We start from the raw sequence: 26,145 nt of genomic DNA, 5'->3' as shown, positions 1-26,145 counted from the left end.
AACCAACATGTCTGAACAACAAGCACAGGGCGCTGACGCGGCAATTGACCTTAATAATGAACTGAAAGCCCGTCGTGAGAAGCTGGCCGCGCTGCGTGAGCAGGGTATCCCGTTCCCGAATGATTTCCGTCGTGACCATACCTCTGACCAACTGCACGCTGACTTCGATGGCAAAGAAAACGAAGAGCTGGAAGCGCTGAACGTTGAAGTCGCCGTCGCTGGCCGCATGATGACCCGTCGTATCATGGGTAAAGCCTCCTTCGTTACGCTGCAGGACGTTGGCGGCCGCATTCAGCTGTACGTCGCCCGCGACGATCTGGCGGAAGGCGTCTACAACGAGCAGTTCAAAAAATGGGACCTCGGGGACATCATCGCGGCGCGCGGTAAGCTGTTCAAAACCAAGACCGGTGAACTCTCCATCCATTGCACCGAGCTGCGCCTGCTGACCAAAGCCCTGCGCCCGCTGCCGGACAAATTCCACGGCCTGCAGGATCAGGAAGCGCGCTATCGTCAGCGCTACCTGGATCTGATCTCCAACGATGAATCGCGCAACACCTTTAAAGTGCGTTCGCAGATCCTGGCGGGCATTCGCCAGTTCATGGTCGGCCGCGGCTTTATGGAAGTTGAAACCCCGATGATGCAGGTGATCCCCGGCGGCGCGTCCGCGCGTCCGTTCATCACCCATCACAACGCGCTGGATCTGGACATGTACCTGCGTATTGCGCCGGAACTGTACCTGAAGCGTCTGGTGGTTGGCGGCTTTGAGCGCGTGTTCGAAATCAACCGTAACTTCCGTAACGAAGGTATCTCCGTTCGCCACAACCCTGAGTTCACCATGATGGAACTCTATATGGCGTATGCGGATTACAAAGATCTGATCGAACTGACCGAATCCCTGTTCCGCACTCTGGCGCAGGACGTTCTGGGCCATACTGAAGTGCCTTACGGCGATCAGACTTTTGATTTCGGCAAGCCGTTTGAAAAGCTGACCATGCGCGAAGCGATCAAGAAGTATCGTCCGGAAACCGAGATGGCCGATCTGGATAACTTCGATTCTGCAAAAGCCATTGCGGAAAGCATCGGTATCCACGTTGAGAAGAGCTGGGGTCTGGGCCGCATCGTGACCGAGATCTTCGAAGAAGTGGCGGAAGCGCACCTGATTCAGCCGACTTTCATTACCGAATATCCGGCAGAAGTCTCTCCGCTGGCGCGTCGTAACGACGAGAACCCGGAAATCACCGACCGCTTTGAATTCTTCATCGGCGGGCGTGAAATCGGTAACGGCTTTAGCGAGCTGAACGATGCGGAAGACCAGGCGCAGCGTTTCCTCGATCAGGTTAACGCGAAAGCCGCCGGTGACGACGAAGCGATGTTCTATGACGAAGACTACGTTACCGCGCTGGAGCACGGCCTGCCGCCGACCGCGGGCCTGGGTATCGGTATCGACCGTATGGTGATGCTGTTTACCAACAGCCACACCATCCGCGACGTGATCCTGTTCCCGGCGATGCGTCCGGTAAAATAAGCATTACGCGAATAAAAAAACCCAGCAGAGCTGGGTTTTTTTATGCCTGATTGCTAAAGCTGATTAATGCGTTACGCGCATTATCGTCCGCTGCCTGCAGCACCATCCACGGACTAAAAGCCCAGGGCGTCGCGCGAATCCCGCTTAACACATCCGCAAGATTGCTCCACTGAAAATCCATCACTTCGTCAGGATTTATCCGTAACGCGCTGGCTACTCGTGCCGCATAGACCGGACAGACCTCGTTTTCGACAATGCCATTCGGCGCGACGGCCCGGTAACGGAACCCCGGAAAGACCGGGACGATGCGGGTTATCTCGACGCCGAGCTCAAAGCGGCAGCGGCGCTCAACGGCCTGTTCAAAGGTTTCGCCGGTTTGCGGATGCCCGCAGACTGAGTTCGTCCATACGCCTGGCCAGGCTTTTTTGCCCAGCGAGCGGCGCGTGACCAGCAGTTGGCCTTGTTCATTGAACAGCCAGCTGGAAAACGCGAGATGCAGAGGGGTGTTGAGGGTGTGGGCGGCATACTTCTCCAGCATACCTGTAGGCTTATCTTGCTCGTCCAGCAAAATGACATGTTCCCCGGCCATGACAACTCCTGAAATAAAAAATGACCCGGCACAAACCCGCCGGGTCATGTACTCAGGCCACTAGGGTAGCCCATAAATGGGACAAAGGCATTACCAAAACAAGCCCTGGCAGCATGTTGGCTACCGGAAAGAGCTTAATGTTACAGATACGCAATCCGGTCGCCACCATCAGCAGCCCGCCGGCGCAGGAGAAATCCGCCATCATGTCAGGCGAGATCGATGGCAGAATAACCACCGCCAGCATCGCAAGCGCCACCTGAATAATGACCTGCGGGACAGCAATGGTCATTACCGCGTAGCCCAGCAGCGTCGCAAAGATCCCGGAGGTAAATAGATCGAGAATCGTTTTGATATACAGAATCGACGGATCGCCGCTCATGCCTTCGGTCATCGCGCCGAAAATGCCGGTGCCGCTAGCGCAAAAAAGAACCAGGATAGCGACGAATTTCTCGGTAAACTCTTCGTGGCCGAGGCCATTGACCGGCGGCAGCACCTTGTTGATCAAGCCGCGCGTGGAGCCTGCGGCTTTACCGATGCCTTTTTCCAGATGCAGCAGTTCGCCGAGGATGGCGCCAATCACCATGGCCAGCACGACGGCGGGCATATATTTCACTTTGAGCACCAGCGTGATGCCAAGACCAACGGAGCACAGGCCGAAGGTCATCGGCAGCGCCGTTTTTACGCGCTCGGGGAGCTTGCCGCCCGCCGCAGCGCCGATGAGTCCGCCGATAATCACGGCGGCTCCGTTTACATATGGGCCAATTAACATTGAGTCATTTCCGGTTAATTAATACGTAGCTCGCCTTCACCCCAGCGGGGGATGTTGTTGACCTGCAGGTCAAACAGATCGAGCGCGCGATTGACGCTATGGGTAACGATGTCGTCCGCCGTTTGCGGACGCTGGTAAAGCGCCGGGACCGGCGGAAAGATAATTCCGCCCATTTCGGTTACGGCGGCCATATTGCGGATATGGCCAAGGTTCAGCGGTGTTTCCCGGGCCAGCAGCACCAGGCGGCGACGCTCTTTCAGCACCACGTCCGCAGCGCGGGTGAGCAGGTTGTCGGTCAGGCAGTGGGCGATGGCGCCTAAAGAACGCATTGAACACGGCGCGATCAACATTCCCAGCGTTTTAAACGAACCGCTGGAGATAGCCGCCCCAAGATTGGCGATGGGATACACCACGTCGGCCAGCGCCATCACGTCGTCCAGGCGGTAATCCGTCTCCAGCTCGCAGGTTTTTTCCGCGCCTTTAGAGACGACCAGATGGACCTCAACGGGATGCGGGCGCAGCAGCTCCAGCGCCTTAACGCCGTACTGAAACCCGGATGCGCCGCTGATACCAATGATGATGCGTGTCGCCATGGTGTTCTCCTTTTATTCGAAATCCGGCAGGAAGCGCTTCACGTCTACTTCTTTAAATCTGGATCGCTGGAAGTTGTGCTTCAGATGGAACGGCACCGTGCAGTCGAATATCGTTTTGCAGGACATTCCCTGCTGCAGGATGCTCGGGCTGTATTCCGGTACCTGCGACGGATCGAGCGGATGGCAGCGAACGCCGGGAATAGTGATTGTATCGACATCGCCCTGGTAGCGGGTTTGCATGGCCCAAAGTACGTCATCGCTATCGAAAATATCGACGTCTTCATCGACCAGAATCACGTGCTTCAGTTCCGGGAAGGCAGAGAACGCCAGCAGGGCTGCCTGACGCTGACGCCCTTCGTCCGCCGGGGAGGATTTTTTAAACTGCAGCACCGCCAGCAGTTTGCCGCCTCCCGCCGAATGGGCGAAGACGTTCAGCAACTTGCCGGGCATCGCGCGCTCGACCATATCCAGAATGCTGGCTTCGGTCGGGATACCGGCCATATTGACGTGTTCTTCGCCTGGCCCTACGGTGGTGCGCCAGATAGGATTGATACGGTGAGTGACGGCTTTCACTTTGATGACCGGGATCGCCTCTTTAGCTTCGCCGGTGTAGCCCGGAAACTCAGGCATCGCGCGGCCGGTATGGGTGTTCTGATCTTCTCGTACGCGCGCGTTGGGCAGCAGTTCGCCTTCAATCACGATCTCAGCGTGGGCGATCGCTTTCTCGTTAATAGTTTTACACTGCGTCATCTCCACCGCTTTGCCGCGCAGCGCGCCGGCGATGCTTAACTCATTGAAGCCCAGCGGGGTGGTCGGCGGCTCAAAACAGGCGGCAATTTCAATGGCCGGATCGACGCCGATGCTGATTGAAATCGGCAGCGGCTGGCCTGCCGCTTCCGCCTTCATGCGAAAAGCATCGATATGGCGGCCGGGCGTTAGCCACATGGAGAGCTCGTCGCGGCTCTGGACGCACAGGCGATGAATGGTGATATCGGACTCATGGGTTTCTGGATCGGAGGCGTAGCACAGGCCCATCGTAATATAGGGGCCGGCGTCTTCTTCAGTATTCGTCGGCGCCGGCAGCAGCTTGCGCAGATCGAAATCGGCATCGCTCGCCAGGTGGACCACTTGCTGGCAGACCGCTGCGCCCTGGGCCATCACCGGCGCTATCGCATTCTCCACCGAATCCTTCAGCAGATGCCCCAGTTTAGCCGATTCACACTGGAGGAAATGGCTGACGCGCTGGCGGGAGCCATTCAGGCCAATCGCCACGCTGATATCTTTAAAGCCTTTGATTTTGTTGAAGACCATGACCGGGCCATTTTTGCGGGTCGGACGCTGGCAGGTCCCGCCGGCGCCTACGTAACGATAGACGCCGGAGAGTTCAGCATGCGGGTCGACTTCGGTATCGGTTTCAACATACTCGCCGGGAAGCGTTTTCAGCAGTTCCAGCGCGGAGCGTAAATCATGTACCGATGAGGGGGTTTTGTTATCACTATTTGCCATGGGATGTTTCCTTCGGAAAAGAAGTTTTGCTCCCGGCACAATATTTTCCCTGGCGCGGATAAACAAATACCGTTTACCGGATGGTCAGTAGATCAAAAAAGTTTATTTTAACAAGGTGTTAAATAATGATTAATTAATATGAGGAGCAACGCTGCGGCTTTTTATTTCTCCGACTAAGTGTGATACTGGTGATAAATTACACTGCGGATAATGATGATGGATTTAAAGCGCTTACGCTATTTTTGTCGGGTGGTGGAACAAGGTTCGGTGAGCCAGGCGGCGAAGTCGCTGAACATGGCGCAGCCGCCGCTCAGCAAGCGAATTCAGGAGCTGGAAGAGGAGCTTCAGGTATCGCTTTTTGTTCGCCGGGGAAACCGCATTGAGCCTACGGAAGCCGGTTTTTTTCTCTATCGAAAAGCGTGTGAAATATTACGCCAGGTAGAGGATACGGCGCGGGAAACGACGGATATTGCGCACAAAAACAGAACTGAATTGAGAATCGGCTTAACTCATCTCTATCAGAATTATTTTAAAGCGTTGCTGATGGAGGTATATCGACGTCATCCGGATACCTCAATAAATATTTCCGTTACTGACTCCAGCCATCTCGAAACGTTATTAACCGAGGGCGCAATTGATTTCGCCTTAATCCAGCGCCCCTACCGTAGCGAAGGCTTTGATTATGTCTCTTTTGACCCGATTAAGCTGGTCGCGGTGATCAATAAAAGATGCCTGCCGGGGCCGCCGTCTAATCCGTATAGCTACACATCGCTGGCGGCGCTGCCGCTGGTGCTGCTCCATAGAGCAAAGGATTCAGGGACTTATGAGATGCTTATGGAGCTGTTTCGTAAGTCCGGAATCAACGCGAAGGTGATTATGCATATTACGCAGCCGGGCGTGATCCTCGACTGGCTGGAGTCAGGACTTCAGGCGGCGACGCTGCTACCTTCTTCTGAAGTGGAAGCCGATAAACTTAGCCAGTGTTACGTAGTCGATGTTTTCCCCTCGCCGCAAATATTCTACCCGGCGCTGGTCAAATTGCCGTCTATGCCTTATCTGCCCGCGTTGATGGATATTATTACGCATGGCTATCCGTTTAATACTTCTGTATGACGGGTAGCGATTGGGGAATGCCCTGGGGACTGGTATGATAATCGCCCTGGTTTTGAGGTGAATGTTAGTGTTAAGCGCAGGACGCCTGATGAGAAAACGCTTTGTTATTGCAATAATGTTGCTGAGCAGCCTGATCGTCGCGGGGTGTTCCAGCTCATCCGATTCCGGTTCAACCTACACCGTGAAGCGCGGCGATACGCTGTACGCTATCTCACGTTCCACTGGCACCAGCGTCAGGGATCTCGCCCGTCTCAATAATATTTCACCTCCTTATACCATCGAAGTCGGGCAAAAGCTGAAGCTAAACAGCGGTTCCGGGACCACGGCGAAGGCGGGGGCATCCGGCAAGAAATCGTCGACGAAACGTACCGCCGCCGTGACGCCATCTTCGGCGGTGCCGCAATCCTCCTGGCCGCCGGTCGGGCAACGCTGCTGGCGCTGGCCAACCAGCGGTAAAGTAGTGCTGCCATACTCCACCAGCGATGGCGGCAATAAAGGTATCGATATCGCCGGTAAGCGCGGCCAGCCGGTGTATGCGGCAGGGGCGGGCAAAGTGGTCTACGTGGGCAACCAGCTGCGCGGCTACGGCAACCTGATTATGATTAAGCATAATGAGGACTATATCAGCGCCTACGCGCACAACGACAAGCTAATGGTGAATAACGGCCAGAGCGTGAAGATTGGCCAGCAGATTGCCACCATGGGCAGCTCGGATGCGGACTCCGTGCGCCTGCACTTCCAGATTCGCTACCGGGCGACGGCGATCGACCCGCTGCGCTATTTGCCGCCGCAGGGCAGTAAGCCTAAGTGCTAAAAGGTTATTTTATCGACAGTTAGCCTGTTATGGGCTTGTCAGCGGGTGCGTAAGGTCTATAATGGCCCTCGCACCTCTTCGCGGGCGTAGTTCAATGGTAGAACGAGAGCTTCCCAAGCTCTATACGAGGGTTCGATTCCCTTCGCCCGCTCCAGTAATCTCCCCAGGTGGAGAAGCCTTAAAAAGCCTTCTCTTTCAGCATGTTAGACAGATGCCTATCTAAAATGCTTCCTGTGTTCTACCATTGAAACTGCCCTAAGTAACTGCTACGAAATGTTATCAGGCAAGGTGAGATTATAACGCTTCGTTGGCAGTAGTTCCACCGTTCATACTGCGATAGCCCAACATGAACAAGAAGCCTCTCCTGTGGCATAGATACATCTCATCGACAGACTGATCACACGCATTTAAGCCCGATGTGCGGCCCTGTGGCTGCGTAAACAGGTTTATGGTGATATTGGTACTTGCACACCACATGCAAGCTCTATCAGCGTTTCAGCCACGCTCCGAAAGGTACACGGTTATCCTGATAAGGTGTGATCCTTCTGACAACCTGATGAAGTCGCTATGCTCCGCTTGTTGCTGTATCACCAACGGGGCTTTATGGCTCCTATTGTCCAATGCCTCTAAAACGCTCTGTAACGCATTCTGAGAGGTTTTATTGTTAAGCTGTAGGGTAGTTGCTTTAAATAGATAAAGGGGCTTAAAAGCCCCTATGTACCGCTTATATTTGATTTATAGTGTTGCTCTCAGCACTGACAGCCATTCCAGCAATAGTTTTAGCTCTTTCCCGGTTAAACGGGGGATTGTCACCCGGCTATTTGTTCCGGCGTTGCACAGCGCGAGCGCTAACGCCATAATGTGATTGTTCTCCATTTCCTTCTCTCCGTTGGGAATGTTGAATACGGCGGGGGCGGGCTTCTTGGTGGTTGGCTGCCCCTGCCACTTGTTGATCAACTGCTTTTCTAAGATTGGTTGGTAACAGGTGACGCTGTATTGTCGTCCCTGCAAACTTCACTACCTGCGTATAAACGCACACCGTAACCCCACACCACATAAAGCAGGTGATCGGCTCTTCCTCCTTTTTCACTCTTCTGAATCCTCTGTATTGAAGGTTTTCGCATAGGGACATTTCCCCTTAGTTACGTAGGTGAACAGGTAATTGCTGTTCTGATACGTGCATAGCGTTTTCCCGTTCTCCGTCTGTTCCTCCTGTGGGTTGGTTAGGGTTATCTGTCCTGCTTTAGCATTAATGCAATAGAGAACCCCTAGCACAAATACAACTGGTATAAGTAGTTTAAGTAATATGTCTCTCCCGGTTCTTTTCATGACGCCTCCATGTAGCTAATGTTGAGGAATCGTACACTTACGTACAGTTTTCTAAAATGCAAGCTTTTATGAAAATACATTACCGGGGTTAAACACAGAGAATCGACGCCCTTCATTTGAAAATTTCAGAATTTCAAAATATCTGGCATGGATGTTGCATATCGATTGATTGAAATTATCTATTGAACTTTGCATATTGATAGATGAATAAAGAATCTCTTTATAAATCAATCTAATAACATTTATAAACTAGTGTTTGGAAAGTGTTATGTTATGGAGGGATTGAACATAATCATTATAAATCAATGAGTTAAGTGTTTGTTTACTCTTGCACATGAATAGTATTAGGCTGGTACCCTCACAAGAATTTCACTCTTTAATAATCAATAACTTACGTTTAAATAATTCTTGTCATGAAAGATAGTGCACTTAAATCAATAACTTACGTTAATCATCCAATTTAACATAATGAGTCTTCTGCGCACTAGGGTGAGCCTCCTTGCATTCTGTCATGACAACTAGGGCAACGCCCCTCAGATTTCACCAGAATACATCTGTCATAACACTTCAATATGTTAATAGTTTCACTAAGTTATTATTAGAATTTAAATGATGTTTTTATTAAAATTTATTTGATAAATTCAAATTTATTTTATATTGCACAATAATACGTGAAAACTCGTTCAACAACATCCCCACCTGTCATTGCACATTACATACCTCTAAGCCCTGCTACGCCTGGCTTTGTCTCTCTTTGCACATAATACACTATTGCACATTATTCCTTTAAAATAGCTTAAACAGCTATTCTTTTCATTGATTAAAGGGGGTATTAAGAGGGGTATTAATCAGTATTAAACGTTAATTAAATTGTATTTAAATCCGGCTTAACTTGAGAAACATTATTGCACAAAGATATATTGCACGTAATCGTCTTTTATTCAGATAAATTTTATTGTAGGTGATATATAGCGATAGTGCTATGCACTCCCTTCGGGTATCGCTCATTACATTCTCTCTTTTTGCATGTAATCAATTGTAGAGATGTTTCTTTATGCAACTAATGTTATTAACAAAAGACTTTTCTTTTTTAGTGAGAGTGAGAGTTAGTCTGACAGTGGTCAGCCTCCGAACGGAGAATACTTGAGCTTTAGCGATAGTATGACACTAAGTAGAATGTCCTTTATATAGATAGTTGTTATGAGTCAGCGAAGCGTAGAGGTTATCGCAGATTGCCGACACTCATTTGAAACGTGTCATAACACTTCAAGAATCACTATCTACTATGCAAAAGGAAAAAGCACCTTTCACATAGACTCTTCGAGAGATATCCCCCGTTCACTAACGAGGGGAAGCACTAACTCCTACAACTACCACTCAATAAAAGGAAAAAGCCCTTTTATTTCATGCTAGCTGTTTGAGTAAGTCTATCTACACTCATCACTTCCACTCATTAACTCGTGCAAGCTCTTCATTTAGATAGATATTTACTATAACTATTAGTATGCAAAACTAAAAAGGTATCAAAATTTAATTACAAAGGGGCTTATGTAAATATAAAATGATACCTTTATAGAATGTGTCTGATAATATATCAATGCATACTGAAGCCGGATTTCTACCCTTTATCTATATAAATCAACTATGTAACATTTTTAAACCCTGTTGACTTTTCGTAAGCTGCTAAAAATAGTACACTTTTTTGCATTCAGGTCTTGACAATATAGTGATAGCATGTTAGGATGGTTTATATAATGATGAGTTAAAACAAATAAGCATTCACTACAAAGACGTTAACCGCAACGCACTGTGAGCCTTCGGGCGGCACGGTGTTTTTTATATGTAACCATAATAGAAGGAGCCAATATAATAATGGCAAATACAAAATACCCTGATGTTCAAGCAATCCTTGATGCGCTGCTTAGTGGTGAACTCAGTCGAGCACAGGCACAGCGAAGTAAAAATGTTGCAAAATCTTTAGGACATACCGAACGATATGAACGTTACCGCAAAGCGGTCGCACTATACGATCAGATTGTTGCGATTAAGAAAATTAAATAAAGAGGTAATAATGAATATCAATTTTGATTCTGATATGTATAAAAAACTTCAAGCAAAAGCAACTGAACAACACACTACGATTCCTGCTCTTATTAAAGAGTTAGTGATTAAACATGTCCTTGTCGATGAGGAAAAGAATGAAACAAAAAAGACTAAAGCAGTTTCCAGTAATTAAATATGTAGATGCGATTTGCGGTAGCGGTAAAAGTCACAGACTGAAAGAATACATCTTAGGTAATCCTGATAAACTTTCCCTCATTGTCGTTCCTACTCATAACTTAGCAGAACAATTCCAGAACAGTCTAAACGAGATACTCAAAAGAAAAGTATTCCGTGTTATGGGTGAACCAGCAGTCAAAACACTCTCTGATGCTCTCGAAGATACTTTTAAATACAAAGTTATCATTTGCACTCATGAATGCTATAAACAGTATTGTTATAAAGCAGCGTTTGATAATGAGATGCAAGACAAGCTATCACAGTTTGACGTTTATGTAGATGAAATACCAGCGGCCTCATTCGGTGGATGGATTAAAGTAGACTTTAAAAAGAATGCTGATGAAAACTACCCCTTTCTAAACTGGATAGAAGAAAATGAATCACTCTTCTATATAAAGGAAGAGAACAGAGAGGAGTTTGAAAAGTATTACAGAGAGAAGAACGCTAACAGCAGAGATTTAAAACAACTACTATGGGCTATGTTACACGGCGCCGGGTTGATGTTTGATGAAGAGAAACACTTCTTCTGTTATGGAATCTCTCCGATACTCATTAGCGTTAACTGGTGCAAAAGCTTTGTGATTATGGGCGCTGGTGTGAGCCGTAGTGAGTTTTTATGGTGGGCTAAAGAGGTTGCACACTTCATCTGTATACCTGCTCCTGAATACCTACAGCCTCATACAGAGCGTAGACAGCATAAGCTTGTGCCTATTGAGATAAAAGCCCTCACAGATAAGAACGCTACACAGGAATCATTAGCATATACCCTTAACAATTTTAATAAAGAAGTGAGAACATTGTTAGGTGATGGCTACATCTTTGCAACTAATAAAGATAAGTCAGTATGCAACTTTGAATCTTATGGAGATGAAATCTTTGGGGAGTCTAACAGGGTTAGCATGGCAAGTTACGGATTGAACAACTACCAACACACAACAAAAGCTGCTTTCATTGGATGCTCAAACTTCCATCCTTCTGTAACAGGTAAATGGAAATTGTATGCAGAACTAAACGGATGGGATGCAAATGAATTAGCAAGCAGACGTAAAGCCGCAATGAATTATGAGCAATGCTATCAGTTTGTTTCACGGTGTTCTATAAGAGACTTTGAATCTAATAGACCTCAATTATACATTGTTCCTGATTTAGCTACTGCTAACTATCTGCAATCTTATTACTTTCCTGGTGCAAAGATAGAGAGTCTAGGCTTTGACCTTCCAGTGAAAGAAAGGAAAGCGAGAGAAGTAGTTAAACCATACAATACAACAAAAGGGAATGAGACAAGGGAAATGGTCCAAATGTATAAAGCACAAGGGATGAAACAGAAAGATGTAGTGAAACTATTAGATTTAGGTATTGCCACAGTAAAAAGAAATTGGAAATAGGAGGAATAATATGAATAAACAAGTGAACTTTAATATTCTAAGTATTATTATTGAAGAAGTAGGGGTGAAGGGAAAATCTTACATCCGTATAGAAGATTTCATACGTGCAGTGGTAGAATCTCTAGACTATAAAGAGATTACAGCTCGCCGGGCTATAGATAGCTTCTACAAAGATGATATTACATACCCATATGAATGTGGTGGGAGGGTGGTAGTATTACGGCCTTCATTCTACAAAGAGTATTATACGTCAATTACCCCTGAAAGAATCTATAAATATAAACTACAACTTGCTAAAGCTGAGTTGAAACGAAATATAGGAGAATAAATGACGAATATCGATGCTGTATACAGGCATTTATTGTGCTCTCATACACGTAAACTAAAACAGATTCAGGAAGATTTAGGTCTAACACGCGAGGATGTATTATGGAGCATCAAGAGTCTCATTGAAGAGGGCATTCTCCACACTAAATCCCCAGCCTTGAAAGGCTTTAATAAAAACCTAATCAGAGAAATCACTCAGGAGTAAATAATGCAGGAATACGAATATACAGAAAATGAAAAGGCGCTCTTTAGAAGTATAGCTGAAGGCCTTAACCTAACATACGAAGAACTCGAATCTAAAATTATCAAGGAATATCTGGAAAACCTCCTCGATAGGGTAATGACTCCAACTTATTGATAGTGTTTTATGTTCAGATAATGCCCGATGACTTTGTCATGCAGCTCCACCGATTTTGAGAACGACAGCGACTTCCGTCCCAGCCGTGCCAGGTGCTGCCTCAGATTCAGGTTATGCCGCTCAATTCGCTGCGTATATCGCTTGCTGATTACGTGCAGCTTTCCCTTCAGGCGGGATTCATACAGCGGCCAGCCATCCGTCATCCATATCACCACGTCAAAGGGTGACAGCAGGCTCATAAGACGCCCCAGCGTCGCCATAGTGCGTTCACCGAATACGTGCGCAACAACCGTCTTCCGGAGCCTGTCATACGCGTAAAACAGCCAGCGCTGGCGCGATTTAGCCCCGACGTATCCCCACTGTTCGTCCATTTCCGCGCAGACGATGACGTCACTGCCCGGCTGTATGCGCGAGGTTACCGACTGCGGCCTGAGTTTTTTAAATGGCGGAAAATCGTGTTGAGGCCAACGCCCATAATGCGGGCGGTTGCCCGGCATCCAACGCCATTCATGGCCATATCAATGATTTTCTGGTGCGTACCGGGTTGAGAAGCGGTGTAAGTGAACTGCAGTTGCCATGTTTTACGGCAGTGAGAGCAGAGATAGCGCTGATGTCCGGCAGTGCTTTTGCCGTTACGCACCACCCCGTCAGTAGCTGAACAGGAGGGACAGCTGATAGAAACAGAAGCCACTGGAGCACCTCAAAAACACCATCATACACTAAATCAGTAAGTTGGCAGCATCACCCCTCGATAGAATCAAATATAACAGAGGGGAATAATGGCGACAATTAACGACACAACCTCCACCAAATCGACTAGTAAAACTAAATCAGAGAACGGATTTTGCGTAATAGCGAGCATGAGCAACGACTCCTCTGCGAGCTATATTCAGGAATATAGTGCTCTATCATTTGATAGCGTCCCTCAAATTGGTGTAAAGCGTAGAGCAGACGTCTCTAGCTATGCAATAGAATCTGGTAGTGAGGTGAGCGACCATATTCAGATTAAAAACGATTCAATCAATATATCAGGCTGGATTACTGAGTCTCCTATTGAATTACGGGGAGATATCATCTCCTCCAGTGGTGCTAACGGGACAAGGGTAAAACAGGCTATTGATTGGCTTAACGCCACATTCGAAGCACGTAGAACCATCTCGTTAGTCACCCGCGATTCTGTATTAGAGAACGTTGTTTTAACAGGTGTCAGTTATAACTACGATGATGCACTGGATGCAATGCAATTTGATTTGAGTTTTGAGAGAGTGAGGCTAGTGTCCTCTAAAACCGTCGATGTAATCGCCACCAAAACAAAATCTACTACGAATAAAGGAAAAACAGTTAAAACTAAGGCCAATACAGCTACTAAAAAGGACACTACTGTTTCAGATATTTCATCTAAATACAATTCCTAAATAAATACATCGGAGCTACCAATATGCAATATGCAGAAGCTATTATAAGTTTTGCCTTATGGGGCATTTTAATATCAGAAGTAACACATACACTAAAATAAAATATAAAAACTGGAGGAACGTTGAGTAAGAATAGAAATATATTGAATGTTAACAAATTACAGCTTAGAGCAGTAGGCAGAAGTAAAAGAAAATCTAAAGAGAAGAGCGTCCCTAAGTGGGATGCAATACCAGAATATAAAGACTCTCCGCCTCTAACAGAAGAAGAGCAGGAAATAATTGATAGTATTTGTGATAACAATAATGTTTATTTTAATCCTCGTAAGCGAATGACCACTAAATTTAACGATGAGATCGAGAGATGGCAGGCATTAGGATTTAAAAGTGAAGATGAGCACATTGCTTGGAAGAGGCTGAATAACAGGGATGAGGCGTCTAGCACCTATACAGACCTTGCAGACACTATCCTAAAAATTACACAAGGCCAGAAAATTGACTGAATATAATACAATATATGAAATGTGTCAGGCATACGCCGATTGGTGTAATGAGAATGACCATTTGCACGGTAGAACAAATAGCGATGATTACTACTTGTATTTTGTGTCTAAGAAAATTTCTGGAAAAGATACAAAAGACACAGTGACATTTTGCTTCACAGGAGCAACAAGACCCGACGGAAGCCATCCAGGCTACCTGATTCAAACATCATAAACAACAATTCAAATATAAGGCCCCTGTAAGGGGCTACAATCAACTTTAAATAAAAAGAGGTATAATGAGTAATATTAATAGTATGAGCCGTGGCAAGGGCAGAGAAGCATTAGAGGCGTATAATCAACAACAAGCTATCCTGGAAACTCCTGTAGGGACCTCAGAAGAAGCAGAAGCCTATAATCATGTTAAGAATAATAAAATAACTTATCTGGATATCTTTTCTGCATACAACGATGAATTAAATGGAAGTATCTTAATCAACCTCACAACAGCCATTGATAATTTCTATAACACCCCTACAGCTAATAATTTGAATAATGTCAGTGAAGAGATTAAGCTTGCTAACAAATTCATTAAAGAGGCTTCTGGAGTTCTGGAAGTTTGTATTGCTAGCTACCCTGATAATCCAGAATTAGCTACAGAAATTGATATTTATCAAAGTGCTACAGATTGTATTCTGGGTGAAATTGCACAATTAGCAGAGAATATGACAGGAGAGGAGGCTTAAGCCTCTTCTTATTTATGGGGCATCTTCAGGTGCCACTTGAAATAAAACTCGTTACAAGATGATTCTCACTTTAATACAATTTTAATTGTCACTTGAGCGTATTTTATTTCACTTTTCTATTGACAAATATATATTTTCATGTTACTATTATCTTAAGGGTAAGATATTTCAGAGAAGACACTACCTCCTTATAGATTCTTCATTCTTCTGATATTAATATTTTTCGTTTTGTTAATTGGTTATTGACTCCAAATCAGAAACGTTTACTTTCCAAGGGTTTTGTTTCTGATGGGAATTAGGCTGCTTTATATTGCAATCACAGTATAAACGCTTTTAGCCTTCTTCTCTGAACTATTTTTCCCCATCATTTATTAGAATATACTAATAAATACTACCAAACCGCACATCTTTTTATTTATTTATTTTTATCAAAGGTAGGTGAATGGAAGTCCTCTAATTTAAGTGGATGGTAGTATTTTTAGTGTATATCTAGATAGATTGCACATTTTTGTTATTGACAATAGTCAGTAGCTTTTATTTTATTATCTATTACGGATAGATAGTTTAACAACAGGTTAAGAATTAAGCCCTCTGGCATGTTGGGAAGCATTACTTTGTCATTATCAAAAAGCATCATTGGGTAGCTCCGATGAAAAACAGGAGACAGAAAAACTCCTCTTATCAACTGAATTAGGAAGCGGTTGGATAGGTTAATAATGTTGGAACATTTATTTTCTACTCAAAGAAAGGCACCTATTGGTGCCTTCTTTTTTACCTCACTTGAAATAAATCTATTTCAATAAAAATAGCACTTTAAAAGTGACTTTTAAACAATTAGATAGTTACTTTTAAAGACCTATTACATAGAGAATATAATATGAAAACAATCAATAACAAATCTATGTCCCTTTCTGATTTTACCAGCACCTGTGAACAGGTAGCAGAGGTTATGAAATGTGACGTAAATACTGTTATGCGGGAAGCCGCTAAACGACTTCTTGATGAAGAGCAAACTTTAGTGAAGGGGTTAAATTACTCTGAATTAGAAAATCTCTCTCAAGAAGAAAAGACTAATGCATTCATTGAAAAGATGAAGAAACATAAAAACAGGAATAAATAAATGGCAAATTTTGGTAAAGTTTATGGTGGCACTAAGCTAGATAATAGCGTTATTGCATACACCGCTGATCATGTTCTACAAGATATGAAAATTAGCGTCCCTGATGGCATCCCTGCTGATTTGGTAGCTGGCTCTGTTGTCTCCCTGAGTTCAGGCGCAATGGCAACCTCTACAGACAATATTGGCGTAGTCGTCTCTCCCTCTGTAGCAGGTCAGAAATTCCTCCGTGTAGCTCGCACCCCGTTCGCTATGCTGATTAAAGAAGCTCTCGTTATCGATAGCTCTCTTACTCTTGATGAGGTTGTAGCAGCTCTGACAGCACAAGGCTTTGCATTCACTGATTACGACACAGTAGCCCTTCGCACCACCTAATATGGAGAATAATAATAAATGTCTGAACTAATGAATCTATTTACTGGACAAAATGCCAGTTTTGCATCTCCTTTTGAGTTTGCTAATAAACAAAATAAAATCATCACCTCTCTCGGTTTATTCCGTAGTGAAAACCACGATGTGAATAAAATTGCTCTTGACCGTATCGTTGATGAGAAGATGCTAAAAGGTCTGGAACGTGCAATGCATGTTCAATCTGACTGGAACAGTGCAAGCCTTCCAGAATTTGGAACATTCCTCTATCAGATGAAATACTCTAACTCTTTGAATAGTGTTACTTCACGTGAAGTAGAAGAGTATCGCCGCCGTGGGGCTATTGTAGAAGATAGTATTGCTGCTGTTCTCTCAGATTTCTCTGATGCACAATATGATCAGATGGCGAACACTGTAGAAGCTGATTTGATTAGCGCTCTGCTGGCTCTGAAAGTTGAATCTCAGTATGCAGGACAAGGTGATTTAGATTTCCTTGAAATGGCTGGAGCCACTAAAACAGGCTTTGCTCTGGACACCTCCAGCTCTGCTAACGTATTCCAGCAATTGTCTGCAATCAACCGTGTAGTGAATGTGAAGCTGGGAACCAGTCTTGCACAGCAACGCACAGGAACAATTATCCTTGCTGCTGGCACTGCTGCTGATGCTCTCCATTATCACACCAGTATTAAGGACTTCCTTCTTTACACTATGCCAATGGGAAGCGATGCCAATCTGTTTACTCAGGTTCAGGGTGCTAATCCTGCATATGAAAGCTGGATGCTGAAAGGTAATATCGTTATCGATGTCACTGGATATACTCAAATCACTGATGTAATCGGTGAGAATGGATTTGTTGTTATTCCTAAAATGGCTGAAAATTCAAATGCATATGTTCTTCATCAAGGGATTGGCACACGTCATGCCACGCTGGGTAAAGAAAGTGGATTGTATCACCAGTATATCACCACTGACCCACAGTGGAACTATCCAAGTATTGCAACTGAAACGGCCTATCTGCCGATTGTAAATATTCCAGATGCAATCGTATTTGGTGGAGTGGCCTAATAGCTACTGAGTAAAATATAAGCCTGTAGGGGTGAGGGAGACAACCGAAAGCAAATCGGCCCCGCTCCTATGGGCTTTTCTTGTTTTAAGAGGATAGAGAGTATGAAATTTATAATGAAAGCGGCTAATTTAGCATTGAAAGGTGAAGATGCAGAGAAGCTCATTAATGTGTCAGAGTTATGCAGGCAGTTTAATTTAAACGTGAACACATTCAACACAATGAGATTTAGATATGGCTGGAGCATTGAGCAAACTCTGTGCGTAATGTTAGTAGATAATAAAGAGGGATAATATTATGATGGATATCACCGTGTCTCGCGTGAGGAACGTCGTAGATTTTAAAGTCGATCATGAATCATTACGTAAAGCTAAAAACAGCATTAAAGGGATTAAAGAGTTTGCAGAGAGTCAGAAAATAGCAATTAAGCCCTTCGTAGACCAGCGAGCGCTCAATAAGAGTATGAAGCAAGCTATTAAACAAGCAAGAGCTAATAACGTTATTATGCAGAACGCACAGAATAAAGCTAATAATAGGGGGAATGGAACGAACACCCCTAATAATAATACTCAAGCTAAACAACAAGCAAGAGCACAGGCTGCTGCTAATAAAAGACAAGACCAGGCTGATTTAAAAATGAGGGCTACACGCTTACAGCTAGGCGGAATCATTGGAAGAACAGCAGAGGAGGAAGCCAGAGTATTACGAGAAGCACAGGCCATTACAGACCAATATAAAGCTGGCACAATATCAATGGCCAGACAGAACCAATTAATAAAAGAACAAATCACCCTGTTACGTAGAGCAGCCAGAACGAGACAGGCTGGAGCTAATGCACATACTACAGGTGGATTTGGTAAACGCTTAGGAAGCCTCGCCAATGGCGCTACAGGCGGATTAGCTACCGGAGGTGTGTTAGGTATGGCTGGAGGTATGTTAGGGCCTCTTGCTGGCGCTGCGGTCGTTGCAGGTGGCATGGCTGGAGTCGCTAACAGTGCCAGCGAAACACGTATGATTGTTCAAGGTGCTAAGGCTGTAGGGGTCGATCCTAATTTACTCTTAGCAATGTCTCAATGGGGACAGAGTAATGGTGTAGACTCTGCATCACCTGATAAAATTCAGGATAACCTCAAAGATATTAGGGAACGTTTAGGAGACACTGCTGCTAATTCCACATTTGATAAAAAATCAGGAAAATGGAAAGGTGGTGATCAGGGTGTGAATAGCATAATGAATGCTACTGGAATGAGCCTCAATGAAGTGAAACAGTATCAGGATAGTCCTGCTGATTTCTTAAATGTTGCTATTAAGAAGATGCAGACTAAAGGGATGAGTGATGCTGAAATCGGACACCAGATTGAAGATTTAGGGGATGACCTTCTCTACTACCTGCCACTATTTAAGGATAATGCTAAAGCCCTCTCGGACCAGTTTGCACAGATGAAACAAGATGGCTCCCTATTGACAGAAGAACAGAAAAACTCTGCTGTTGTATTAGGAGACGCTCTGAGTAGAGCTAGCGGATCATTAGATGGTGCATGGCGTGAAGCTCTCGTAGGATTTGTTGCCGCTATGGGTGGCCCTGATGGCATGGCTAAAACTATCGAGGGACTCACACCATTATTTAAAGTGCTAGGGGCTGGCCTAGGGCTTCTGGTGAATATAGTCTCTTCTGTAACTCAGGCTATGACAGCATTGGTAACGTGGGTAGCTGATTTATTACATCTTCCTGAACTATCCGCTAATGTGAATAAGCAGACTCAAATAGCAGATTCACAGCCCACTCCTTCATATTGGGGAATTAACAGAGATAGTGGTGATAATAGTGGATATAAGCCTAATGTTCCTGTAGCAAATGACCTTGTATCAGGTGCCAAAGCCAGTATCGTTAATCAGCCTGTCCAGGTGGCATTAGCTCCAGTAATTAATGTTGCTCCTGCTACAGTTCAGCAAACTATCGAACTCAAGCCGGATACATCAAGCATTGGTCCATTCGTAGATTTCCAGGTGACATCAAAGCTTCAACAGCAGGCTAATCAACTAGCAATTGATATTCAAGGCGCTACGAGTGCAAGTGGTAACTAAAAAAAGAGGGGCTTACGCCCCTTTTTCTATTTCTGGATATGACACAAGCTCTACAATCCCTTTTAATTCCTTCATTAATGGCCCAGCGCTATATGTCCTGAATGCCTCTGTTTTAGCCTTTTTCTCAACCTGACCTGTGATAGTGCCGATTCTCGTTTCTTCTATGCCTTTTCTGTCCAGGCACGTGATAAAATGCCCCCTCAAACTATGGAAACATTGCCTGTTAGTTGCAGTAGGGATCACTTTATTCCTCAGTCGTGTAAATGCCTGGGAGTAAAACGGGCCTTTCTTACCGTCCGCACGTTGAATTCTGTTAGCCGTTGGCAGGAGATACTCACCAGATTTTAAAGAGAGCCACCTGTCAACGATGGGAAGCACTTTAGAATGTATAGGAACGCACCTTATGCCAGCCTTCGTCTTTGATTTTGTTACGCTGAACACTCTGATCCCGTCTATCTCTACAATATCGTCCCGCTTGAGGGATGCTATTTCGTCCAGTCTCATTCCACTGTATAGCCCAATCAGGATCACGCCTTGTAATTCATCCTCTGCATTCTCTACAAGAGTTACAAGCTGTTTTGTGGTGAATGGCTGGTAACTCTCTATCGTGCGCCGTGCTTCTAGGTTATGACCGTGGAAGGGGTTTCCCTCCGGTATATTGTCATAACGCCTTTTAGCATATTCATAGAGGGAACCTAAACACGTTAACCAGTTCTGTAGCGTCTGACCTGAAACCCCTCTACCACCTTGCACCTCTAGGAAGTCACTAACAAGCCTTCTCCCTATTTTAGTTATATGTATATCTGTTTTATTAAGGCTCTCCAGAAATATCTCTACAGACCGTGCTGATTTACTCAGAGTGGACAGAGAACGTCTCTCTCTATATGCCTCCGCATACTCCTTACACACTGCACGTAAAGCAGGGGCTGTTCTGGTATGCAATGAAGGAGGGGAATTAACAGCACGTTTATGCAATGACTCAATGGCACTGGTTATATATTTATCAGGATTTGCAGGGCGATATTTCCGTTTAAGCTCCTCCCACTCAAGCAGGAGATGATTTCTAAACCTCCTCGCCTCTGTTATGTCCCGTGTCCCTGTGCTCTTTCTCCACATCCTGTTAGGGTATAGATGTCTCATGTAGAGAGGGACGAATATCTGAAACTGCCAGTATCCGTCCTGCCGCTTAAATAGGTATGAATTATTCTTGATCGACACTGTAATGATCCCCTATTATCTATCCACCAGTTACTAATAACAGATGACAATTTCTATAGGTAATAATTACTTAGAGTGTGTTGATGAAATCTTATTCGATTCCCTTCGCCCGCTCCAAACTCAAGTTTCCTGAAGTCTACCAAACTCAATTTTCCCTTGATAAATCAGCAGTTATAGCATTCTATTAGTCTATTGAACTCAATTGTACTCCCCCAGGGTCAAGCTCAATGTGGGGGTATGGATGGGGGTATAATTGTACCCCCTGCTGAGAGATACCCCCCAATGAAGCTGACTGCTCGTCAGGTTGAAACTGCGAAACCCAAAGAGAAGCCCTACAAACTCGCTGATGGTGGAGGTCTTTACCTGCTGGTTAATCCCAACGGCAAAAGATACTGGCGTCTCAAATACCGTTCACTAGGTAAAGAGAAGCTGCTCGCTATTGGCGTTTACCCCGATGTTTCTTTAGCTGAAGCCAGAAGCAAGCGAGAGGATGCTAAAAGGACATTAGCGGCTGGCAACGATCCTTCTCTTGAACGGAAAATTGAGAAACTTAGTCGTCAACAAGACGCTGAAAACTCGTTTGAGGCTCTCACGCGGGAGTGGTATCAGCGTCGCTATGACCGCTGGTCTGTGTCCTATCGTGAAGAGATGATGAGAACCTTTGAGAAAGATGTATTTCCTTATATCGGTCACCGGCCAATCAAAGATATCAAGCCGATGGAGTTGCTTGCAGTTCTTTCAAAGATAGAAGCACGAGGGGCAACAGAGAAAGTCCGCAAGGTTCGTCAGCGTTGTGGAGAGGTCTGGAAGTATGCCGTTGTGACTGGGAGGGCTGAGTACAATCCAGCTCCTGATCTAGCCAGCGCCGTGACTCCTCATGAGAAAGAGTATTATGCATTTTTAACCCAGGATGAATTGCCTGAGTTTCTTCAAACTCTGAACACCTATGCCGGTAGTGTGCTTGTTAAGATTGCGATGCAATTGCTTATTTTAACGGGAGTAAGGCCTGGAGAGTTGAGGCAAGCGGAGTGGCAGGAGTTTGATTTTGAGAAAAAGGTTTGGAATGTACCAGCGGAACGCATGAAAATGCGCCGCCCTCATCTGGTCCCATTATCAAGCCAGGCAATTGACCTGCTTAATCAGCTTAAGCCCATGACGGGAGCAGGAGCGTTGTTGTTCCCTGGACGTAATGATCCTAAGAAACCGATGAGTGATATGGCATTGACTGTGTTGGTCAGGCGTATCGGCTATGCCGGGCGCGTTACAGGGCATGGATTCCGCCACACGATGAGTACCATTTTGCATGAGCAGGGTTTCAATTCGGCCTGGATTGAGTTACAGCTTGCACATGTCGATAAGAACGCGATTCGTGGGACGTACAACCATGCGCAGTATCTGGACGGGAGGAGGGAGATGATGCAGTGGTATGGCGAGTTGTTATCTTTTATGTGTGATGTAAGTACATAAAAATAATATATTTAGAATGTACAATGTCTTTTTATTTGTCTGCGAAAAAATTTTCGCAGACAAATAAAAAAGGATATTCATCTTTAAGAGTTAAATAGGGATGTTGTATGAAAAAATATGATCAGGTTGATAAGGCTTTTGATTTTTTAGTAGGAAAGGAAAATCGGCAAGAATTTTTTACTATTGCTGATTTAGCAGTGGCTACTGGTTGGAAAGTTCAGACATGTAAAACATATCCAACTAAAAGATGGAGTAAATATATATCAAGGGATGGCGCTCAATATACCACACTTGGATTAAAATACTTAAGTAAGGAAGACTTCAGAAATCTTCATAGTCAGAAGAGCGTTGAACCGGCCAAAAGTGAGCGAAGCATTAATTTAAAAAAAGCAAGAGAGTTCGCTATGCTTGCTGTTTCTGTTTACAATAATCCATTTACAGAGTTTAAAACTCATGGTTTTATAGTTAATGTAGTTATAGCATATACATCATTATTTCATGCTATATTCGCAAAAAGAGGTGTTGATTATTTTTACTTGAATGATGATGGCTCTCATAAAATTGTTGATGGTGACAAAAAAGCGTGGGAACTGAAAACCTGCTGTGAAAAATATTGGCTTGGAAGAAATACCCCAGAAAAATCGAATGTATTTTTTTTAATAGGTTTACGTAATATCATTGAACACCGAGGTCTCCCTGAAATAGATACACTAACTTTTGGTGAGTGCCAGGCTTCAATAAATAACTTTGAAGATATTCTCATTAACGAATTTGGTGATGAAAATGCTTTAATGGTAAACTTATCTCTTGCAATGCAACTTACAAGGATGTCTCAGCAAGCGCAGATCGACGCTTTGAAGAAAGTCCAATCAAAAAATTTCACTATTGTTAAGAAATATATCGAGGATTATAAAAGAGACTTGGAGCAAGAAATATTAGAAAGTCAACAATATCGACTCAGAGCTTTGTTAGTCCCCTTGATTGGTAAAAAGGCATCAAGTTCTGATATTTCTATAGAGTTTATCAACGTTAATAATCTCACCGAAGATGAACTTGAGAAATTTGATACTGGAATTGCTTTCATCAAAGGAGTGGAAAATCAATTTAAGTTGAAACCTAAAAAGGTAGTTGAGTTGGTTCAAAAAAAACATAAGTCTTTTAATCTTAGTACTCATGCAAAGTTTTGGAAGCATTTTGATGTCAGACCATCTCATGTAGATAAAACTCTAAAAGGGAAGTACTGTGGTTATATCGAAGGTTTTGATGGGTATTTATATAATCAGGAATGGGTGCGTAAAATACTAAGTGTTTATTCTGATAGTAAAGAGTTGGATAAGGTTTTAGGCTGACATTAAAATAATATTTTTTTGGATTTTGCATTTAACTTCAGCGAGGCTTTTTATGAAAGATGATTATTATTGGTGGGATCTGGAGGGGACTGCTTTCAAAGGGGTACTTTATGATTCGATTAATACATATTTTCTGTATGATCATTCCTACGCTGATTGGAATGAGTTCTCTAAAGCAGATCCCCATATGGCATATGCGCATTTGACCTATATTAGATTTAACGCATTAGAACAACAATTCGTAGATTTAAGAGTCATCCCTCAAATGCTAGGGGTTAATAATTTGCCATTGGTTTCAAAAGTAAGAGATATAAATCGATATGATTGGCTTAAGGCAATTGTTGATTTGGCATTATTTAGATTTTCAAGCCTTCGCGATATAACCTTTCATTTTGTTAATGAGGTTTTAGAACTTAATATCCCAGATTACTCTTTGAATATTAAACAATTCGTAAGATTATTAAAGACACTCATTCTGATATTTTGAGTAACTTAAAAATAATTGATTCCTCTGGTGGTCCTCTACGTACAGATAGAAATACAAGAGCTCATAAGGGATTCTGTAATTTATACACCGATGATGATGAGATGTTTAAGAATATGTCGTGGATAGAGGGCTATGGTTCACACTTAGAAGGATATGATTTAAATGTAATATATGAAAAATCAAGAGATAAAATATACGATCTTGTAGTTAATGAAATACAAAGCGCTCTCTCTTCTTGTAAAAATATTGTCGATGAGCTTTATTTTTATTATAGAGATAGGCATGAAGAGCTATCTATAAATTCCAGGAGTGGTGTATCTGCACATTTCTATAATTATCATGGAAAGAAGGAGTAAATAAATTATTTCACCTGCACAAAAATCCGCTGAAGATGCCACCTGGAGTATCCTACCCGCGCAGCAACATCCTCTATCTTCAGCGGTTTATGTGTAAGTTTGAATCAATCCATTGAGTTATCTCATCGATGATGTCTTCTGTTCTGAACATAAATCGACGCTCACTATAAGAGGGTTGAGACACATCCTGTCGGGATGCTAATGATTTACTTATAGATTTCAGCAACTCCGTGCAGCCGGTTATTCCCCGTGGTTGACAGAATTTTGAATGATGTTGCTCCTTGCTCATCAGCCTTACGAGAGAGCGCATCCGATAACTCATCAAGTGTATAGGCATTGCTGGCTGAGACTACACCCATCTTTTCTTTCCCATCTGCGTGGTTAATTTCCTGAGCGGCAGATGCGGCATTCATTGCAATAAATCCCATGACCAATGAAGTAATAAGTAGTGATTTCATATCTAATACCTCTTTTAAACTTTATGTTTGAAACTGGACTCGTATCAGGGGAACTACCCCTCTCTGTACATTCAAATATACAGACCTAAGCTGTTATGAGGCTGACCGCTATATGACAAAATTGTCAGGGTTGTAGATTGTTTACTTTTGAATACAGGTTTAGCTCGTTAATAATGCACTCAGGTTCTTCACGCAGAGGCATATTGTCTATGTCCAGAACCCCATCATTTTTTTGTGGATCATCAGACTGCAGGTTTGCAAACAGTGGGGTAAGATCCTGCTGTGCTTCACCTCGTTCAGCCACCAGCTCGAAAGTTTTATTTTTTGCCTCTTCGTTGGTCAGGGCACTGACCAGAACCTGGGCGATTTGCTCCCGGGATATCACACCATCTTCCGGTGTTCCTGCATGGCGACGATCTCCCTGAAGCATAACGATTCTGTGTTCATCATCATTGTTGTAATCAAACCAGCCGGGCCTGACGATGGTATAGGGGTGATCGCTGGCCCTGACCAGACGCTCGGCACGTCTTTTCCAGTCATGAACTTCGGTGCGTTGATTCCAGGTGCTGAGTCGTTCAGTCACACCAATTGTGGTCATTAAGCTGATGCGAACAGGCGTATCTCTGAATAGGCGTAAAATATTACGCACGCCGCCGTAATCAATTGCTCTGGCACCAATACGACCCTGACCATCGGAACCGAGAGTGAAGATGATGGCATCAATATCTTTCGGTAATTCGGTGAGTGTTTCAGGCATTGAAACATCGCCGTAAAAAACATCTGTTCCACGAGGAAGCAATTTTACTTTGCGTTTATTTCTGACCAGCGCTACAGGCTGATGGCCCATTTTGATAGCAGTGTTGACGACATGAAGGCCAATACTTCCTGTCGCCCCTGCAACAAGTATTCTCATGATAAACCTACTGATAATTCAGACTTATTTTTGAT

31 protein-coding genes, 1 tRNA gene and 1 pseudogene are annotated in these 26,145 nt (G+C 44.3%); 22 read left to right on the top strand and 11 right to left on the bottom strand.

The window, feature by feature from the left end; translation table 11 throughout:
* Window positions 1-7: 7 nt before the first annotated feature.
* Window positions 8-1,525 (top strand): lysine--tRNA ligase, encoded by a 1,518-nt coding sequence (lysS, locus tag BJF97_RS24555; RefSeq protein ID WP_004134430.1) that lies wholly within the window; start codon window positions 8-10, stop codon window positions 1,523-1,525.
* Between the two features lie 40 nt (window positions 1,526-1,565).
* Here the strand turns inward: lysS and idi are convergent, their stop codons facing one another.
* From idi to BJF97_RS24535, 4 genes are read right to left on the bottom strand one after another with little or no spacing between them, the layout of a single operon-like run.
* Window positions 1,566-2,114, bottom strand: coding sequence for an isopentenyl-diphosphate Delta-isomerase (idi, locus tag BJF97_RS24550; RefSeq protein ID WP_032693804.1), 549 nt, complete (start codon window positions 2,112-2,114; stop codon window positions 1,566-1,568).
* A 52-nt stretch (window positions 2,115-2,166) separates the two neighbouring features.
* Window positions 2,167-2,883 carry a DUF554 domain-containing protein gene (locus tag BJF97_RS24545; protein WP_032693803.1) on the bottom strand — a complete coding sequence of 239 codons (717 nt, stop codon included), beginning with the start codon at window positions 2,881-2,883 and terminating at the stop codon, window positions 2,167-2,169.
* Between the two features lie 14 nt (window positions 2,884-2,897).
* Window positions 2,898-3,476, bottom strand: a complete 579-nt coding sequence (locus BJF97_RS24540) for a UbiX family flavin prenyltransferase (protein ID WP_032693802.1) — start codon at window positions 3,474-3,476, stop codon at window positions 2,898-2,900.
* A 12-nt stretch (window positions 3,477-3,488) separates the two neighbouring features.
* A complete protein-coding gene (locus BJF97_RS24535) occupies window positions 3,489-4,982 on the bottom strand; it encodes a UbiD family decarboxylase (protein ID WP_032693801.1) in 1,494 nt (497 codons plus the stop codon).
* Between the two features lie 216 nt (window positions 4,983-5,198).
* Between BJF97_RS24535 and BJF97_RS24530 the strand changes: the two genes are divergently transcribed.
* The 3 genes from BJF97_RS24530 (at window position 5,199) to BJF97_RS24520 (ending at window position 7,063) form a co-directional block, all read left to right on the top strand.
* On the top strand, window positions 5,199-6,095 hold the full coding sequence (locus BJF97_RS24530; protein WP_032693800.1) for a LysR family transcriptional regulator: 897 nt from the start codon (window positions 5,199-5,201) through the stop codon (window positions 6,093-6,095).
* A gap of 88 nt (window positions 6,096-6,183) precedes the next feature.
* The gene (gene actS / locus BJF97_RS24525) at window positions 6,184-6,909 is read left to right on the top strand and encodes an amidase activator ActS (protein WP_004854045.1); all 726 of its coding nucleotides are present in this window, start codon (window positions 6,184-6,186) and stop codon (window positions 6,907-6,909) included.
* Window positions 6,910-6,989: 80 nt separating this feature from the next.
* A tRNA-Gly gene (locus BJF97_RS24520) sits at window positions 6,990-7,063 on the top strand.
* A 581-nt stretch (window positions 7,064-7,644) separates the two neighbouring features.
* Here the strand turns inward: BJF97_RS24520 and BJF97_RS24515 are convergent.
* On the bottom strand, window positions 7,645-7,920 hold the full coding sequence (locus BJF97_RS24515) for a hypothetical protein (protein ID WP_032693793.1): 276 nt from the start codon (window positions 7,918-7,920) through the stop codon (window positions 7,645-7,647).
* 75 nt (window positions 7,921-7,995) lie between these two features.
* Window positions 7,996-8,238 (bottom strand): hypothetical protein, encoded by a 243-nt coding sequence (locus BJF97_RS35235; protein WP_050595134.1) that lies wholly within the window; start codon window positions 8,236-8,238, stop codon window positions 7,996-7,998.
* A 1,872-nt stretch (window positions 8,239-10,110) separates the two neighbouring features.
* On the opposite strand from BJF97_RS35235, the gene BJF97_RS24505 reads away from it, so the two are divergent.
* From BJF97_RS24505 to BJF97_RS34815, 6 genes are read left to right on the top strand one after another with little or no spacing between them, the layout of a single operon-like run.
* Entirely contained in the window at window positions 10,111-10,299 is a 189-nt protein-coding gene (locus BJF97_RS24505; RefSeq protein WP_032693792.1) for a hypothetical protein, read from the top strand.
* 10 nt (window positions 10,300-10,309) lie between these two features.
* Window positions 10,310-10,474, top strand: a complete 165-nt coding sequence (locus BJF97_RS34820; protein ID WP_165456066.1) for a hypothetical protein — start codon at window positions 10,310-10,312, stop codon at window positions 10,472-10,474.
* The gene (locus BJF97_RS24500) at window positions 10,437-11,903 is read left to right on the top strand and encodes a DEAD/DEAH box helicase family protein (protein WP_070083014.1); all 1,467 of its coding nucleotides are present in this window, start codon (window positions 10,437-10,439) and stop codon (window positions 11,901-11,903) included. Before BJF97_RS34820 ends, BJF97_RS24500 begins: the two co-directional genes overlap by 38 nt.
* 10 nt (window positions 11,904-11,913) lie before the next feature.
* Window positions 11,914-12,231: a hypothetical protein gene (locus tag BJF97_RS24495; RefSeq protein WP_070083013.1), complete on the top strand. Its 318-nt coding sequence runs from the start codon at window positions 11,914-11,916 to the stop codon at window positions 12,229-12,231.
* Window positions 12,232-12,435, top strand: coding sequence for a hypothetical protein (locus BJF97_RS24490; protein WP_032694002.1), 204 nt, complete (start codon window positions 12,232-12,234; stop codon window positions 12,433-12,435). It abuts the gene before it with no gap.
* 3 nt (window positions 12,436-12,438) lie between these two features.
* Window positions 12,439-12,588 (top strand): hypothetical protein, encoded by a 150-nt coding sequence (locus BJF97_RS34815; protein ID WP_187418269.1) that lies wholly within the window; start codon window positions 12,439-12,441, stop codon window positions 12,586-12,588.
* Here BJF97_RS34815 and BJF97_RS24485 read toward each other — a convergent pair.
* Window positions 12,582-13,279 (bottom strand): IS1-like element IS1B family transposase gene (locus BJF97_RS24485; RefSeq protein ID WP_095033700.1). Its coding sequence is split into 2 segments (ribosomal slippage): window positions 12,582-13,030 and window positions 13,030-13,279, totalling 699 coding nucleotides; the frame shifts between segments, so codons are not numbered across the junction. The two genes, BJF97_RS34815 and BJF97_RS24485, sit on opposite strands and share 7 nt — an antisense overlap.
* Before the next feature lie 88 nt (window positions 13,280-13,367).
* Between BJF97_RS24485 and BJF97_RS24480 the strand changes: the two genes are divergently transcribed.
* The 8 genes from BJF97_RS24480 to BJF97_RS24445 all read left to right on the top strand — a co-directional run bounded on the left by BJF97_RS24480 (window position 13,368) and on the right by BJF97_RS24445 (window position 19,862).
* On the top strand, window positions 13,368-14,003 hold the full coding sequence (locus BJF97_RS24480; RefSeq protein WP_050595140.1) for a phage baseplate protein: 636 nt from the start codon (window positions 13,368-13,370) through the stop codon (window positions 14,001-14,003).
* Between the two features lie 122 nt (window positions 14,004-14,125).
* Entirely contained in the window at window positions 14,126-14,503 is a 378-nt protein-coding gene (locus tag BJF97_RS24475) for a hypothetical protein (protein ID WP_032694003.1), read from the top strand.
* Between the two features lie 278 nt (window positions 14,504-14,781).
* Window positions 14,782-15,228: a hypothetical protein gene (locus BJF97_RS24470; protein WP_032694004.1), complete on the top strand. Its 447-nt coding sequence runs from the start codon at window positions 14,782-14,784 to the stop codon at window positions 15,226-15,228.
* 877 nt (window positions 15,229-16,105) lie between these two features.
* Window positions 16,106-16,348 carry a hypothetical protein gene (locus BJF97_RS24465; protein WP_032694006.1) on the top strand — a complete coding sequence of 81 codons (243 nt, stop codon included), beginning with the start codon at window positions 16,106-16,108 and terminating at the stop codon, window positions 16,346-16,348.
* Window positions 16,349-16,720, top strand: a complete 372-nt coding sequence (locus BJF97_RS24460) for a hypothetical protein (RefSeq protein WP_050595141.1) — start codon at window positions 16,349-16,351, stop codon at window positions 16,718-16,720.
* Between the two features lie 18 nt (window positions 16,721-16,738).
* Entirely contained in the window at window positions 16,739-17,779 is a 1,041-nt protein-coding gene (locus BJF97_RS24455) for a hypothetical protein (RefSeq protein WP_032694008.1), read from the top strand.
* Between the two features lie 102 nt (window positions 17,780-17,881).
* A complete protein-coding gene (locus BJF97_RS24450) occupies window positions 17,882-18,070 on the top strand; it encodes a hypothetical protein (protein ID WP_032694009.1) in 189 nt (62 codons plus the stop codon).
* A 4-nt stretch (window positions 18,071-18,074) separates the two neighbouring features.
* Window positions 18,075-19,862, top strand: coding sequence for a hypothetical protein (locus BJF97_RS24445; RefSeq protein ID WP_032694010.1), 1,788 nt, complete (start codon window positions 18,075-18,077; stop codon window positions 19,860-19,862).
* A gap of 12 nt (window positions 19,863-19,874) precedes the next feature.
* On the opposite strand, the gene BJF97_RS24440 is transcribed toward BJF97_RS24445, so the two are convergent.
* The gene (locus BJF97_RS24440) at window positions 19,875-21,080 is read right to left on the bottom strand and encodes a tyrosine-type recombinase/integrase (protein WP_032694011.1); all 1,206 of its coding nucleotides are present in this window, start codon (window positions 21,078-21,080) and stop codon (window positions 19,875-19,877) included.
* 282 nt (window positions 21,081-21,362) lie between these two features.
* Between BJF97_RS24440 and BJF97_RS24435 the strand changes: the two genes are divergently transcribed.
* From BJF97_RS24435 to BJF97_RS35225, 4 genes are all read left to right on the top strand, one after another.
* Complete coding sequence (locus tag BJF97_RS24435) at window positions 21,363-22,547, top strand: tyrosine-type recombinase/integrase (RefSeq protein WP_032694052.1); 1,185 nt, start codon at window positions 21,363-21,365, stop codon at window positions 22,545-22,547.
* A 107-nt stretch (window positions 22,548-22,654) separates the two neighbouring features.
* Window positions 22,655-23,896, top strand: coding sequence for a DUF3644 domain-containing protein (locus BJF97_RS24430; protein WP_032694012.1), 1,242 nt, complete (start codon window positions 22,655-22,657; stop codon window positions 23,894-23,896).
* A 52-nt stretch (window positions 23,897-23,948) separates the two neighbouring features.
* Window positions 23,949-24,383, top strand: a complete 435-nt coding sequence (locus BJF97_RS35230; protein ID WP_224255754.1) for a hypothetical protein — start codon at window positions 23,949-23,951, stop codon at window positions 24,381-24,383.
* Window positions 24,384-24,484: 101 nt separating this feature from the next.
* Window positions 24,485-24,739: a hypothetical protein gene (locus BJF97_RS35225; protein WP_224255753.1), complete on the top strand. Its 255-nt coding sequence runs from the start codon at window positions 24,485-24,487 to the stop codon at window positions 24,737-24,739.
* Window positions 24,740-24,747: 8 nt separating this feature from the next.
* Here the strand turns inward: BJF97_RS35225 and BJF97_RS35730 are convergent.
* The 3 genes and pseudogenes from BJF97_RS35730 to BJF97_RS24415 form a co-directional block, all read right to left on the bottom strand.
* Window positions 24,748-24,890 (bottom strand): annotated as a pseudogene (locus tag BJF97_RS35730) (DNA-binding transcriptional regulator RamA); the annotation flags it as partial.
* Window positions 24,891-24,945: 55 nt separating this feature from the next.
* The gene (locus tag BJF97_RS24420; protein ID WP_032694013.1) at window positions 24,946-25,197 is read right to left on the bottom strand and encodes a DUF1471 domain-containing protein; all 252 of its coding nucleotides are present in this window, start codon (window positions 25,195-25,197) and stop codon (window positions 24,946-24,948) included.
* A gap of 124 nt (window positions 25,198-25,321) precedes the next feature.
* Window positions 25,322-26,110, bottom strand: a complete 789-nt coding sequence (locus BJF97_RS24415; protein ID WP_032694014.1) for an SDR family oxidoreductase — start codon at window positions 26,108-26,110, stop codon at window positions 25,322-25,324.
* Window positions 26,111-26,145 lie beyond the last annotated feature (35 nt).

It is taken from the genome of Klebsiella sp. LTGPAF-6F (assembly GCF_001753185.1).
GTDB classification, from domain to species: Bacteria; Pseudomonadota; Gammaproteobacteria; order Enterobacterales; family Enterobacteriaceae; genus Klebsiella; species Klebsiella michiganensis.
The sequence above is the reverse complement of the archived record's forward strand: the minus strand, read 5'-3'. Positions and strand labels throughout refer to the sequence as shown.

Coding starts and splice junctions, on each gene's coding strand:
- BJF97_RS24430 (WP_032694012.1), top strand. CDS start 22,655: ATGAAAAAATATGATCAGGTTGATAAGGCTTTTGATTTTTTAGTAGGA.
- BJF97_RS24445 (WP_032694010.1), top strand. CDS start 18,075: ATGATGGATATCACCGTGTCTCGCGTGAGGAACGTCGTAGATTTTAAA.
- BJF97_RS35230 (WP_224255754.1), top strand. CDS start 23,949: ATGAAAGATGATTATTATTGGTGGGATCTGGAGGGGACTGCTTTCAAA.
- BJF97_RS24450 (WP_032694009.1), top strand. CDS start 17,882: ATGAAATTTATAATGAAAGCGGCTAATTTAGCATTGAAAGGTGAAGAT.
- BJF97_RS24500 (WP_070083014.1), top strand. CDS start 10,437: ATGAAACAAAAAAGACTAAAGCAGTTTCCAGTAATTAAATATGTAGAT.
- BJF97_RS24435 (WP_032694052.1), top strand. CDS start 21,363: ATGAAGCTGACTGCTCGTCAGGTTGAAACTGCGAAACCCAAAGAGAAG.
- BJF97_RS24490 (WP_032694002.1), top strand. CDS start 12,232: ATGACGAATATCGATGCTGTATACAGGCATTTATTGTGCTCTCATACA.
- BJF97_RS35235 (WP_050595134.1), bottom strand. CDS start 8,238: ATGAAAAGAACCGGGAGAGACATATTACTTAAACTACTTATACCAGTT.
- BJF97_RS24495 (WP_070083013.1), top strand. CDS start 11,914: ATGAATAAACAAGTGAACTTTAATATTCTAAGTATTATTATTGAAGAA.
- BJF97_RS34815 (WP_187418269.1), top strand. CDS start 12,439: ATGCAGGAATACGAATATACAGAAAATGAAAAGGCGCTCTTTAGAAGT.
- idi (WP_032693804.1), bottom strand. CDS start 2,114: ATGGCCGGGGAACATGTCATTTTGCTGGACGAGCAAGATAAGCCTACA.
- BJF97_RS24505 (WP_032693792.1), top strand. CDS start 10,111: ATGGCAAATACAAAATACCCTGATGTTCAAGCAATCCTTGATGCGCTG.
- BJF97_RS24530 (WP_032693800.1), top strand. CDS start 5,199: ATGGATTTAAAGCGCTTACGCTATTTTTGTCGGGTGGTGGAACAAGGT.
- BJF97_RS24420 (WP_032694013.1), bottom strand. CDS start 25,197: ATGAAATCACTACTTATTACTTCATTGGTCATGGGATTTATTGCAATG.
- lysS (WP_004134430.1), top strand. CDS start 8: ATGTCTGAACAACAAGCACAGGGCGCTGACGCGGCAATTGACCTTAAT.
- BJF97_RS24480 (WP_050595140.1), top strand. CDS start 13,368: ATGGCGACAATTAACGACACAACCTCCACCAAATCGACTAGTAAAACT.
- BJF97_RS24470 (WP_032694004.1), top strand. CDS start 14,782: ATGAGTAATATTAATAGTATGAGCCGTGGCAAGGGCAGAGAAGCATTA.
- BJF97_RS34820 (WP_165456066.1), top strand. CDS start 10,310: ATGAATATCAATTTTGATTCTGATATGTATAAAAAACTTCAAGCAAAA.
- actS (WP_004854045.1), top strand. CDS start 6,184: ATGAGAAAACGCTTTGTTATTGCAATAATGTTGCTGAGCAGCCTGATC.
- BJF97_RS24415 (WP_032694014.1), bottom strand. CDS start 26,110: ATGAGAATACTTGTTGCAGGGGCGACAGGAAGTATTGGCCTTCATGTC.
- BJF97_RS24455 (WP_032694008.1), top strand. CDS start 16,739: ATGTCTGAACTAATGAATCTATTTACTGGACAAAATGCCAGTTTTGCA.
- BJF97_RS35225 (WP_224255753.1), top strand. CDS start 24,485: ATGTTTAAGAATATGTCGTGGATAGAGGGCTATGGTTCACACTTAGAA.
- BJF97_RS24460 (WP_050595141.1), top strand. CDS start 16,349: ATGGCAAATTTTGGTAAAGTTTATGGTGGCACTAAGCTAGATAATAGC.
- BJF97_RS24540 (WP_032693802.1), bottom strand. CDS start 3,476: ATGGCGACACGCATCATCATTGGTATCAGCGGCGCATCCGGGTTTCAG.
- BJF97_RS24545 (WP_032693803.1), bottom strand. CDS start 2,883: ATGTTAATTGGCCCATATGTAAACGGAGCCGCCGTGATTATCGGCGGA.
- BJF97_RS24465 (WP_032694006.1), top strand. CDS start 16,106: ATGAAAACAATCAATAACAAATCTATGTCCCTTTCTGATTTTACCAGC.
- BJF97_RS24535 (WP_032693801.1), bottom strand. CDS start 4,982: ATGGCAAATAGTGATAACAAAACCCCCTCATCGGTACATGATTTACGC.